The organism is Mycobacterium sp. MUNTM1, assembly GCF_054660795.1.
This window is the reverse complement of sequence record NZ_BAAGDE010000054.1, coordinates 1-11,616: the sequence shown is the minus strand read 5'-3', so window position 1 is coordinate 11,616 and position 11,616 is coordinate 1. Positions and strand designations below refer to the sequence as shown.

Here is an 11,616-nt window from a genome sequence, read left to right as displayed (position 1 = left end):
GGAAGGATTGACCCGTGCGCAAGCCTTACGTCGCTGCCGTCGCAGTGACCGTCGGCGCTCACCTGGCGTACCTGCTCTACGTGCCGAGCGGAGGCTTCCTCGCGTTGCGCTGGCCGCGGACCATCCTGCTGCACGTGCCGGCGGTGGCCTGGGGCGTCGCGGTCGTGGCGCTCAGGCTGCGCTGCCCGCTGACATCGGTGGAATCGTGGGCGCGCCGGCGTGCAGGTATGGATCCGCTACCCACGTCCGGCTTCATCGACCGTTACGTGACGGGATATTTCGTGCCGCCCGGCCGCGTCGGCGCTGCACAGGCGCTCGGGTTCACCGCCGCCGCCATCTCATGGGGTGTGTTCGCGCGCCGGGGCAGTGGCCGCGGGATCCGCCGCATGCCGACCACCGGTTGACCTCTGCCGCACCACCCACAGCACACCACCCACCAGCAGCACCGCCAGGGCGATCACGGTGGGCCACACGGCCAACTGCGCTAACCACAAACGTCGTTGCAGGCGTAGCACTTTGCGCTCCGCGCGCCCGAGGCGCCGGGAAGTCTCGATCACAGTCATCGTCACACCAGATACCCGGGGCGCACTCGTTCAAACCGCCTCGCGGCGCGGCACACCATTCGCGCCAAAGCCTTTCATTTCATAAAAGGTTGAATACGACGGTTCGGCCACCCACGCGGCGGGAATGCCATAGACCAACGCGGGGGAGGAATGCGATGAGCGACGGGGCGAGCACCGATGCCGACGACGTTGCGCAGGCGGTCGGGCGAGTAACCGAGGCGCTGGAAACCATTGAGCGCGCTCGCGGGCATTTGTATTCCTTCCATCAGCTCACCGGTCGCGCCGACCTGCAACTCGACGAGGCCGTGGCGCGGCTGAACGACATCGGCCAGGCCGATCTGGCGCGGCATATCAGCAGCGAGCTGATCGGACGCAATGTGCTGCCGGGCCGGTGGAGCTTTCAGGTCGTCGAGGAGTACGACGACGGCTACTACCGCTGTTTCAAAGAGACCGAACAGCTGGTGCGGACCCGACTCACCGACGGTCACCGCCACCTCCACGAGATGGCGTTGAAACAGCGCCGCCGCACCGCCGGACACCCGGCCCACTCCGCGTCCCCCAGTGATGATTCGGCGAAAGGTGAATCCCGGTGAGCGACAACGAATTCAGCAAGGGCGACAAGGTGGAGTGGCAAAGCCACGGCGCCACGGTCCGGGGCACGGTCGAAGGCAAAATCACCTCCGATACCGAAGCCGCCGGACGCACGGTGCGGGCGTCCGAGGACGAGCCGCAGTACAAGGTGCGCAGCGACAAGACGGGCGCCGACGCGGTGCACAAGCCGGGCGCGCTGCGTCGCGCCAAGTGATGCGCGCGAACGCCGATCCACGAGGACCGACCATGACCGACGACCAACAAGCCACCTGGGATCGCTTCCAGGACACCGTCAACATGACCGCACGCGAGCTGGAAAAGTGGCTCGACACCGAGGAATCCAAGAGCGTCGGCCAAAAGCAGGATGGTGACGAATCCACCGGCCACGCCAGCGGCCGGCACATCGTCGAGATCCTCAAGGCCAAACGTGCCGACCTCACCGACGCCGACTACGCGCACATGCGAAAAGTCGTCGGCTACGCCAAACGTCACCTGGCGCAACGTCCGGACGGCAACATCGACGAGAGCCCTTGGCGATACTCGTTGATGAACTGGGGCCACGACCCCGCGAAGTCCCGATAGCGCCCGCCGCCCGGCCCGCCGCCGCGGGTGCCGTAGGCTGATGGCCACCGATCGCATCGGGAACGCTGCGGGGCGTGTTTGCTCTCGCTGTCGGCCCGCAATGGGCTACAAAGGAGAAACGCCCGAGTGTCTCGCCGGCCGCGATCAGCGGTCGCCGATACGCCGGCCGGCGTATCTTGCAAGAAGGATGCGGGTAAGTGACCAAGCGTGCCGCCGCTGACCGGCGATTGGACCGGGCCGAACTCGAGAAATTGATGTCGGCCGACATGCGCGCGATCACCGCGCAGTCAGACCGCATCGGCCGGCACTTCGCCCGCCAGAACGACGTCAGCGGCACCGACTTCCACGCCTTGCTGCACATCATGGTCGCCGAAACCGCCGGAGAACCGTTGACCGCGGCACAGCTGCGGCGGCGCATGGACGTGTCACCGGCCGCGATCACCTATCTCGTCGATCGCATGATCGACGCCGGCCACGTCCGGCGCGAACCCGATCCCCAGGACCGGCGCAAGACCCTGCTCCGCTACGAGAAACCGGGGATGGCCCTGGCCCGGTCGTTTTTCACTCCCCTTGGCGCCGAACTACATACCGCGCTGGCCGACCTACCCGATCGCGACCTGGCGGCGGCACATCGGGTGTTCACGTCGATGATCGAGGCGATGGCCAACTTCGAATCCCGACTCCTAGCACCGAGTCCCAAGGCGTCCGCGACCGAACCGAAGCGCTCGGCGGCCAAAGGCCGTCGCAGCCCGGTGAAACGCGGCGTCTAGTGGACCGGCCTTTCGGCCGCACAACCCAGCAGCCGCTGTTCGATCAGGTCGGCACCGCGGGCCGCGCCCCCCGTAGCCGCTAGTCCCGCCGCCACCCGCTGCGCACCGCCGGCCATCGTCATCGCCTCGCACACCTTGGCCCGCAGCCGCGCCGCGGTGAGTTTCCTCGCGGCCAGGCGGGTGCCGCAACGGGCAACCTCGACCCGCCGCGCGACCTCGGCCTGGTCGCGGGCGAACGGCACGACGCAGACCGGCACGCCGCGATCGAGGGCCTTCAGCGTCGTGCCCATCCCGCCGTGCGTGATGGCGCAGCCGGCCTTGTCGAGGATGGCCGCGTGCGGCACGAACCGGCAGACGGTCGCGTTCGCCGGCCGCGGCAGATCGGCGGGTATACCGGCCGGGAAGGTCGCCACCACATGAACGTCATCGTCGGCCAGCGCGCGCAAGGCGATCCGCCCCAGGGCCTCGTCCGCCTGCCGCAACGAGGAGGTGTTGACCAGCACCACCGGACGATCGATGGCGTCGATCCACGCCGGCGTCGCCGTCGCTGTGGGCTCGAACACGCACGCGCCGATATGGTGCACCAGGCCGGCCCATCCGGGATGCGGATACTCGAACGGCTCACCACCCACGGCCAGCACCAGGGGCGCGCGCCGCATGAAGCCGTCGACCGACGCCGCCGCAGGCACGCCCAGCTCGGCACGAATCGCGTTGATGCGCGGCAACATTGGCCGGTCGAACACGCGCCTGACGATGGCCCGCACCCCGGCGTCCCGGATGTCACCGGCGACGCCCGGCAGCGGACGCAGTCCGGGACCGAACGGCGGCACGCCACGGGAGCGCAGGTACGGGGTGAACGGCGAGAAGAGCAGCCACGGGATGTCGCCGGCGTCGGCGGCCGACAAGGCGCCCCAGCAGTTCGCATCCACGATGACCGCATCGGGTCGGATCGCATCCACCGCCCGCCGAAAGTCGCCGACCTCCAGCGCCGCCCGCCGGCACAGCACGTCGATCGATAACCTCAGCACTCCCAGAGCGTTTCGCGCCTGCCAGTCGTTGCCGGAGATCGCCTCGATATCCGGGGCGACCGGCTCGGCCTGCACGCCGGCCGATCGCATCGCCGCGACGCCGGCCGACATGGTGCGCAGATGGACGTCATGGCCGCGCTGCACCAGCTCGGCCAGCAGTGCACCCGTCGGCAGCAGATGCCCCAGGGCCGGCGAACCGTACGCCAAGATGACGGCCACGTCGCGCGGGCCTAGGCCACGCCGATGAGGTCGACATCGCGCAGATCCGCCAGCTTCGCGGCGCCACAGCCGTGCAGGCAGACCCTGAGCTCGTCGATGACCGGCTGCAACCAATCGACCACGGCCGCAGCCGATTCGATCGCGGCGGGCAGCAGCGGCCGCGCCACCGCCACCACGTCGGCGCCCAGCGCGATCGCCTTGGCCGCGTCCATGCCGGTACGGATGCCGCCGGATGCCACCAACGGGATCGTCGGCAGCACCTCGCGCACCTCCACGATCGCGCGGGCGGTGGGCACGCCCCAATCGGCCAGGTGCGGATAGCGCAGTTCGCCGTACCGCACGAACTGCTCGACCCGCGACCACGACGTGCCACCGGCGCCCGCGACGTCGATTCCGGAGACCGGCACTTCTCCTTCTCCCCCAACAAGTTCCGCGGCCGCCGCCCGACCGATCCCGTGACCGACCTCCTTGAGCAGCACCGGGTAGTCGAGGCTGTCGGCCGCCTCGCGCAGCCTGCTCAGCGAGCCGGAGAAGTCGGTGTCGCCGTTGTGCTGCATGGCTTCCTGCAGCGGATTCGTATGCACGGCAAGCGCATCGGCGCCCACCCGGTCGAGAGCCTTAGCCAGGTCCGGCACCGCGGTCTTCGTCAGTTGGGCCAGGCCGATGTTGCCGAACAGCAACACATCCGGGGCGACGTCGCGCACCGTGAAGCTGTCCGCGGCGCGCTCCCCCAGGGCACTGTCCAGCATGATCCGCTGCGAGCCCAGCATCATGCCCAGGCCCAGCTGTTGGGCGGCCGCCGCCAGATTGCGGTTGATCGTGCCGGACAGCTCGGCGCCCCCGGTCATCGCGCCGATCAGGATCGGCGACCGCAGGGTGGCGCCGAAAAAGCCGGTGGACAAGTCGATGTCGCCCAGGTTCGTCTGGGTCAGCGCGTTGTACGGCAATGCGTAACGGTCCAGCCCGGTGCTGACGCCGTGGTAGCCGACCGGCTCGTTCAGGCAGACGTCGATATGGCGCCGCTTGCGGGTGGTCATCTCTCCCCGATCAGCGGTCATCGCGGGCGCCCCCTCGCGTCCGACACTGCCCACAACCCGCGTTCATAATGTCCATAGTGCCCCCTCTTGCGTACCGCCGGCGCTGCGGCGTGGCAGTCCGTCATTTCAGTTGATTAATGTTTAACAAACTGAAAGGGTTGAATCCATGGTGTGGGATGGCTTGGCCGCCGCCGTGACGGGCCGGCGTTCATGGCTGCTCGCGCTGGTCACGACCCTGCTAGGGGTCGCGGTCATGGTGGTGGTCGGCGGGAACGCCGCCGCGGGCCAGTCCCCACGGTCGGTTCCGGTAGCCGCCCCATCCGCGCAGGTCGACGCGCTGGCAAAGCAATTTCCCGGCGGCGACAAAGCCCCGCTGATCGTGGTGGTCAACCGCGCCGATGGTGGGGTCCTGAGCCCGTCCGATCTCGCCGCCGCCCAGGCCGCACTCGATCGGGTGCAGGCGGCGGCGCAGCCCGGCGCGAATCCGGCGGCACCGCGAATGTCCTCGCAGGATTCCAGGGCGGCCCTCGGTGTCGTGCCGATCAGCGCCGACCTGTCCGGGCTCGCCCTGGGCGACGCCGTCGGCTCGCTGCGCACGGCCGCGGCCAGCGGCCTGCCCTCGGACCTGCAGGCGCACGTGACGGGCGGCCCGGCATTCGGTGCCGACATCGCCAGCGCCTTCACAAACGCCAACATCACCCTGCTCGCGGTGACGACGGCGGTGGTGGCGATGTTGCTGATCGCCACCTACCGCTCCCCGGTGCTGTGGCTGGTCCCGCTGCTGGTGGTCGGATTCGCCGATCGGCTGGCCGCCGCGGTCGGCACGGCGGTGGCCTCGCTGACCGGGCTGAGCTTCGACGGTGCCACCTCCGGGATCACCAGCGTGCTGGTCTTCGGCGCCGGCACCAACTACGCGCTGTTGCTGATCTCCCGCTATCGCCAGGAGCTGCGGCGCCGGTCCGCGCACCGCGGCGCGCTGCGCCATGCCGTGCGCAAGGCGGGGCCGGCCATCGTCGCCAGCAACGCCACCGTGGTGCTGGCGCTGCTCACCCTGCTGTTCGCGTCCACTCCGAGCACCCGCAGCCTGGGTGCCCTGGCGGCGTGCGGCCTTGTGGTTGCCGCGATTTCGGTGCTGGTGATCCTGCCCCCGCTGCTCGCCGTCTGCGGCCGCAGATTGTTCTGGCCGTTCATCCCGCACAGCGGGGACGACGAAACCCTGGACTCCGGCGGTTGGCATCGCGTGGCCGAATGGGTGGGCGGACGCCCCGCGCTGGTCGCCGCGGTCGCCATCGCCGTACTGGCGGCACTTGGCGCCGGCCTGTTCGGAACGCGAATCGGTTTGACGCAGACCGAGCAGTTCCGGGTCCGCGCGGACTCGGTCACCGGTTACACCGTTGTGGCCGAACACTTTCCGGCCGGGCTGGCCAATCCGACCCTGGTCGTCGGCCCCACCGATCGCGCGGCACCCGTGCAGCGGGCGATCACGTCCACCCCCGGCGTCGTCTCGGCGACCGAGTCCGGCCGGTCGGGCTCGGGGCTGACGAAGTGGTCGGTGGTGATCGACGCACCGCCGTCGTCACAGCGGGCATTCGGCATCGTTGCTGCGCTGCGGGATTCGACGCGGGCCGCCGACCCGCACACGCTGGTGGGCGGCGCCGACGCACAGGCCCTGGACACTCGCGACGCGGCCACGCGCGACCGGGTGCTGCTGATTCCGGCGATCCTGGCCGTCATCCTGATCGTCCTCTACGCGCTGCTGCGGTCGGCCCTCGCTCCGCCGACGCTGCTGGCCGCGACGATCCTGGGCGCCCTGGCCGCGCTGGGCATGGGCGGCTGGGCGAGCCTGCACGTCTTCGGCTTCCCGGCCCTGGACAACACCACCCCGCTGTTCGCCTTTCTGTTCCTGGCGGCCCTCGGCGTGGACTACACGATCTTCTTGGTCACCCGGGCCCGCGAGGAAGCGGCGCGGCACGGCGCCCGCGGCGGGATGGTGCGGGCGGTGTCGGCCACCGGGGGCGTGATCACCAGCGCGGGAATCGTTTTGGCCGCCGTGTTCTGTGTGCTCGGGGTGCTGCCGTTGATCGTCCTGACCCAGCTGGGCATCATCGTCGGCCTGGGCATTCTGCTCGACACCTTCGTGGTGCGCATGCTGGTCATCCCGGCCCTGTTCGCTCTCATCGGCGACCGGATCTGGTGGCCCAGCAGCCCCGCCCACGCCAAAGCCGTTGAGCAACAAGCGGACCGGAAACAACCAGAACGGAGCACACCGTGAACAGGTCGATACTGGCCGCGACGAGCCTGGCCGTCGGCGCAGCCGCCGGCGCCGGAAGCATCGCCAGCGGCAACGCCATTCCCCGGTGGTACTCGCGGCTACGCAAGCCGTCCTACCAGCCGCCCCGCGCCGCCTTTCCCACCGTCTGGACGGCGCTCTACGCCGACATCGCGGGCACGTCGGCGGTGGCGATCGACCGGTTTCGCGCCACCGGGCAACACGACAAGGCGCTCAATTATGCCGTGGCGGTGGCGGCCAACCTGCTGCTCAATGCCGGATGGAGCTGGCTGTTCTTCGGGTTCCACAAACTGGGTGCGAGCGCGGTCGGTGCCGCGGCGCTGACGGCCAGCAGCGCCGATCTGGTCCGGCGCACCGCCCAAGCCACGCCGCGCGGCGGGCTGGCGTTGCTGCCCTACCCGCTGTGGTGCGGCTTCGCGACCATCCTGTCCACCCACATCTGGCGACTGAACCGCTAGATCATGCCGGCACTGTTGTGGTTTCGCCGCGATCTGCGGTTGCGCGACCATCCGGCGCTGATCGCCGCGGCCGAAAACGACGAGGTGCTCGCCTGCTTCGTGCTCGATCCACGCCTGGAAAAGTCGTCGGGACAACGCCGGCTGCAGTACCTGGGCGACTCGCTGCGGCGGCTTCGCGACGATCTCGACGGCCGACTGCTCGTCACCCGCGGGCAGCCCCACGCGCAGATCCCGCGCATCGCCAGGGAAATCGATGCGTCGTCGGTGCACGTCTCCGAGGACTTCGCGCCGTTCGGCAAGCGGCGTGACGAGCGGGTGCGCGCAGCACTGGATTCGGTGCCGCTGGTGGCGACGGGCTCGCCATATCTGGTCTCGCCCGGTCGGGTCACCAAGCCGGACGGCTCGCCCTACAAAGTGTTCACCCCGTTTCTGCGTCAGTGGCGCACGACCGGCTGGCGCGAACCGGCGAAGTCGAGCGCGCAGTCCGCACGCTGGCTGGATCCTGCGCAGCTGCGGATCGAGCAATCCGAGATCCCGGACCCCGGGCAGGCCCTCGAGGTGGCAGCCGGTGAGGCGGCGGCGCGCAAGCAATGGAAGTCGTTCGTGGACAACGGATTACAGGGCTACGCCGAGGACCGCAACAGGCCGGACCTGACGGCGACCAGCCGCATGTCGGCGCACCTGAAGTTCGGCGCCATCCATCCCCGCACCCTGGTCGCCGACCTCGGCCTGCACAGCGGCGGGGCGCAAGCCTTTATGCGGGAGTTGGCCTTTCGTGACTTCTACGCCGACGTGCTGCACCACTGGCCGGCCAGCGCCTGGCGCAACTGGAACAGCGATTTCGACGGCATCCAGACCGACACCGGCGCCGAGGCCAAACGCCGCTTCAAGGCGTGGAAAGCCGGCGAGACCGGCTTTCCCTTCGTCGACGCCGGCATGCGTCAGCTGCGCGACACCGGCTTCATGCACAACCGGGTGCGGATGATCGTGGCGTCGTTTCTGGTCAAGGACCTGCACCTGCCGTGGCAGTGGGGCGCCGAGTGGTTCCTGGACCAGCTGGTGGACGGCGACATGGCGAACAACCAGCACGGCTGGCAGTGGTGTGCGGGCAGCGGCACCGATGCCGCGCCCTACTTCCGGGTGTTCAACCCGATCACCCAGGGCGAGAAGTTCGACCCGTCCGGCGATTACATCCGGCGCTGGGTACCCGAGCTGCGCTCGGCCGACGACGTGCACCTGCGCAAGGGTGAGCGGCCGGACGGCTACCCGGCGCCGATCGTCGACCACGCCGCCGAGCGCACCGAGGCGCTGCGGCGCTATCAGAGCATCGGATAGCGATTCGCCACCGCGGCGCGGGCGGCTAGCGCGCGGCCTTCTTGCGTTCGATGTCGGCCAGCGCGGCCGCTAGTTCGGCGCGCTGCGCCGCCGAGCTCTCCCAGGCGAGCTGGCGGTTCTTGACCACCTTGGCCGGTGCGCCGACCGCGATCGAGTAGTCCGGGATCACCCCGCGGACCACCGCGTGAGATCCCAGCACGCAACCGCGTCCGACGGACGTGCCGCGCAGCACCGACACCTTCACGCCCACCCAGGTGTCCGGCCCGATCCGCACCGGGGACTTGACGATGCCCTGGTCCTTGATCGGCATGTCGATGTTGTCCATGCGGTGGTCGAAATCGCAGACGTAACACCAGTCGGCCATCAACACCGAATCGCCGAGCTCGATGTCGAGGTAGGCGTTGATGACGTTGTCGCGACCCAACACCACCTTGTCGCCGAACCGCAGCGAGCCTTCATGGGCGCGGATGGTGTTCTTGTCGCCGATGTGTACCCACCGGCCGATCTCGAGCTGCGCCAGCTCGGGCGTCGCGTGGATCTCCACGCCCTTGCCCAGGAACACCATGCCTCGGGTGATGATGTGCGGGTTGGCCAGCTTGAACTTCAGCAGGCGCCAATAGCGCACCAGATACCACGGGGTGTACGCGCGGTTGCGCAGCACCCATTTCAGCGAGGCCAGCGTGAGGAACTTGGCCTGGCGCGGGTCCCGCAGGTTCGATCCACGCCAACGGCGATGGACCGGTGCGCCCCACATGCTCGTCATGGCCGGACAGCCTAACTCGATCAATCGTAAGCCCGCGAACCGCCACGGGTTACCCTCACCTGTACTCGATTGCCGCCTACGGCCGGGTCCGCCCGCGCGCGGCCCGCCACGCGAAAAGGATTGGGAAAACCGAAGGTGCTTGCCCGACAACTCGTCAGTGGGCTCCGGCGTTCGTCATCCGTCGTGTTGGCGGCGGTGATCACCATCGGGGCCGGCGCCTGCGGCACCACCGACTCGTGGGTCGACGCCTCGGCGGCGCAGGGCTGGCCGGCGCAGTACGCCGACGCCGCCAACAGCAGCTACACCGGCACCGACGGGGCCGCCAAGCTCTCGCTGCAGTGGACCCGGTCGGTCAAGGGCAGCCTGGCGGCCGGACCGGCGCTCAGCGCGCGCGGTTATCTGGCCCTCAACGCCCAAACCTCGGCGGGATGCTCGCTGATGGAATGGGAGAACAACAACAACGGGCGGCAGCGTTGGTGTGTGCGTCTGGTTCAGGGCGGCGGCTTCGGCGGCCCGCTGCTCGACGGATTCGACAACGTCTACGTCGGCCAGCCCGGCGCGCTTCTGTCTTTCCCGGTGACCCAGTGGACGCGGTGGCGCCAGCCGGTGATCGGCATGCCCACCACGCCGCGATTCGTCGGGCAGGGCGCGCTGCTGGTGGCCACGCATCTGGGACAGGTGCTGGTCTTCGACTCCCATCGTGGCCAGGTGTCGGGGAGCCCGGTCGACCTGGTCGACGGCGTCGACCCCACCGACGCCGTGCGGGGGCTCGCCGACTGCGCGCCGGCCCGGCAGGGCTGTCCCGTCGCGGCCGCGCCCGCCTTCTCGGCGGCCAACGGGATGGTGGTGCTCGGCGTCTGGCAGCCCGGCGCTCCGGCCGCGGGCCTGGTGGGGCTCAAGTACCACCCCGGGCAGACGCCACTGCTGACCCGCGAGTGGACCAGCGACGCGGTGGGCGCCGGCGTGATCGCCAGCCCGGTCCTGTCGGCCGACGGGTCGACCGTCTACGTCAACGGCCGCGACCAACGGCTGTGGGCGCTGCGCACCGCCGACGCGAAGGTGAAATGGTCGGCGCCGCTGGGTTTCTTGGCGCAGACACCGCCCGCGGTCACCCCGCAGGGGCTGATCGTGGCCGGCGGCGGGCCCGACACGAAGCTGGCGGCGTTCAAGGACGCCGGCGATCACGCCGATCAGGTGTGGCGTCGCGACGACGTGCTGCCCCTGTCGACGTCGAGCCTGGCCGGCGCCGGGGTCGGCTACACGGTGGCCAGCGGGCCGCCGGCGAACGGCGCCCCCGGCATGTCGCTGCTGATCTTCGATCCGGGCAGCGGCCGCACGCTGGGCAGCTACCCGATGCCGGCGGCCACCGGCTATCCGGTCGGGGTGTCGGTCGGCACCGATCGCCGGGTGGTGGCCGCCACCAGCGACGGCCAGGTTTACGGTTTTGCCCCGGCCTGACCGGGACATACTCGTGTAGTGCCGATCGATGAATCCGCGGCGCCCGGCGTCGCGACCACCAAGACCACCGCAAGCCCGCGCGGCAGCGCCGCCGACATCGTGGCGACGTCCATCCTGCTGGTCATCCACGGCGGCCTCTACGCGGCGAGCTTTGCGCTACTGGGCCTGCTGGTGATGACCACCGATCCGTGCGGGTCGCGAAAATGCGGCGATCCCGCCTGGATCGACCGGGCCATGAACCTGGGCACCTGGGGCGGCGCCGCCCTCCTGGTCGTCGACATCGTCGTCGCCGTGTATTTCCTGGTGCGGCAGCGGCGGGCGTTCTTCGTCCCGCTCATCGGTTGCGTCGCCCAGGTGGCGCTGGCGCTGGGCGCCGTGGCCATGGAGTTGCAGGCCGGCCCGGTCTGAGCCCTCGCGGCGACGGCGGGACTAGATGTAACTCTTCGACAGGTTGTGAACGGCGTGGTGAGCGGAAGTAGGTGAGGACCTCCGGTATCGGTGTGGTTACCACACACACCCCGA

Annotated in this window: 13 protein-coding genes; 10 read left to right on the top strand and 3 right to left on the bottom strand. The window is 69.6% G+C overall.

Annotated features, from left to right (window positions below):
• The first annotated feature begins 14 nt into the window (after positions 1-14).
• The 5 genes from ACYQ8K_RS24150 to ACYQ8K_RS24130 all read left to right on the top strand — a co-directional run bounded on the left by ACYQ8K_RS24150 (position 15) and on the right by ACYQ8K_RS24130 (position 2,506).
• A complete protein-coding gene (locus ACYQ8K_RS24150) occupies positions 15-404 on the top strand; it encodes a DUF2784 domain-containing protein (protein ID WP_459972980.1) in 390 nt (129 codons plus the stop codon).
• Positions 405-718: 314 nt separating this feature from the next.
• Positions 719-1,156 carry a hypothetical protein gene (locus tag ACYQ8K_RS24145; protein ID WP_459972978.1) on the top strand — a complete coding sequence of 146 codons (438 nt, stop codon included), beginning with the start codon at positions 719-721 and terminating at the stop codon, positions 1,154-1,156.
• Positions 1,153-1,368 carry a hypervirulence associated TUDOR domain-containing protein gene (locus ACYQ8K_RS24140; RefSeq protein ID WP_459972976.1) on the top strand — a complete coding sequence of 72 codons (216 nt, stop codon included), beginning with the start codon at positions 1,153-1,155 and terminating at the stop codon, positions 1,366-1,368. Before ACYQ8K_RS24145 ends, ACYQ8K_RS24140 begins: the two co-directional genes overlap by 4 nt.
• A gap of 32 nt (positions 1,369-1,400) precedes the next feature.
• On the top strand, positions 1,401-1,736 hold the full coding sequence (locus ACYQ8K_RS24135; protein ID WP_459972975.1) for a DUF3140 domain-containing protein: 336 nt from the start codon (positions 1,401-1,403) through the stop codon (positions 1,734-1,736).
• 197 nt (positions 1,737-1,933) lie between these two features.
• The gene (locus ACYQ8K_RS24130) at positions 1,934-2,506 is read left to right on the top strand and encodes a MarR family winged helix-turn-helix transcriptional regulator (protein WP_459972973.1); all 573 of its coding nucleotides are present in this window, start codon (positions 1,934-1,936) and stop codon (positions 2,504-2,506) included.
• On the opposite strand, the gene ACYQ8K_RS24125 is transcribed toward ACYQ8K_RS24130, so the two are convergent.
• A complete protein-coding gene (locus ACYQ8K_RS24125; protein WP_459972971.1) occupies positions 2,503-3,753 on the bottom strand; it encodes a glycosyltransferase in 1,251 nt (416 codons plus the stop codon). The two genes, ACYQ8K_RS24130 and ACYQ8K_RS24125, sit on opposite strands and share 4 nt — an antisense overlap.
• Positions 3,754-3,764: 11 nt before the next feature.
• Complete coding sequence (gene fni / locus ACYQ8K_RS24120; RefSeq protein ID WP_459972969.1) at positions 3,765-4,811, bottom strand: type 2 isopentenyl-diphosphate Delta-isomerase; 1,047 nt, start codon at positions 4,809-4,811, stop codon at positions 3,765-3,767.
• A gap of 145 nt (positions 4,812-4,956) precedes the next feature.
• On the opposite strand from fni, the gene ACYQ8K_RS24115 reads away from it, so the two are divergent.
• Genes ACYQ8K_RS24115 through ACYQ8K_RS24105 form a run of 3 tightly spaced genes read left to right on the top strand, consistent with a single transcriptional unit; the run spans position 4,957 to position 8,873 of the window.
• The gene (locus ACYQ8K_RS24115) at positions 4,957-7,062 is read left to right on the top strand and encodes an MMPL family transporter (protein ID WP_459972967.1); all 2,106 of its coding nucleotides are present in this window, start codon (positions 4,957-4,959) and stop codon (positions 7,060-7,062) included.
• The gene (locus ACYQ8K_RS24110) at positions 7,059-7,538 is read left to right on the top strand and encodes a TspO/MBR family protein (protein WP_459972965.1); all 480 of its coding nucleotides are present in this window, start codon (positions 7,059-7,061) and stop codon (positions 7,536-7,538) included. Before ACYQ8K_RS24115 ends, ACYQ8K_RS24110 begins: the two co-directional genes overlap by 4 nt.
• Before the next feature lie 3 nt (positions 7,539-7,541).
• Entirely contained in the window at positions 7,542-8,873 is a 1,332-nt protein-coding gene (locus tag ACYQ8K_RS24105; RefSeq protein ID WP_459972963.1) for a cryptochrome/photolyase family protein, read from the top strand.
• A 25-nt stretch (positions 8,874-8,898) separates the two neighbouring features.
• Here the strand turns inward: ACYQ8K_RS24105 and ACYQ8K_RS24100 are convergent, their stop codons facing one another.
• Positions 8,899-9,636, bottom strand: coding sequence for an acyltransferase (locus tag ACYQ8K_RS24100; RefSeq protein WP_459972961.1), 738 nt, complete (start codon positions 9,634-9,636; stop codon positions 8,899-8,901).
• A gap of 135 nt (positions 9,637-9,771) precedes the next feature.
• On the opposite strand from ACYQ8K_RS24100, the gene ACYQ8K_RS24095 reads away from it, so the two are divergent.
• Together ACYQ8K_RS24095 and ACYQ8K_RS24090 are read left to right on the top strand one after the other, a co-directional pair.
• The gene (locus tag ACYQ8K_RS24095; protein WP_459973031.1) at positions 9,772-11,094 is read left to right on the top strand and encodes an outer membrane protein assembly factor BamB family protein; all 1,323 of its coding nucleotides are present in this window, start codon (positions 9,772-9,774) and stop codon (positions 11,092-11,094) included.
• 18 nt (positions 11,095-11,112) lie between these two features.
• Positions 11,113-11,502 (top strand): hypothetical protein, encoded by a 390-nt coding sequence (locus ACYQ8K_RS24090; protein ID WP_459972959.1) that lies wholly within the window; start codon positions 11,113-11,115, stop codon positions 11,500-11,502.
• Positions 11,503-11,616: the final 114 nt, after the last annotated feature.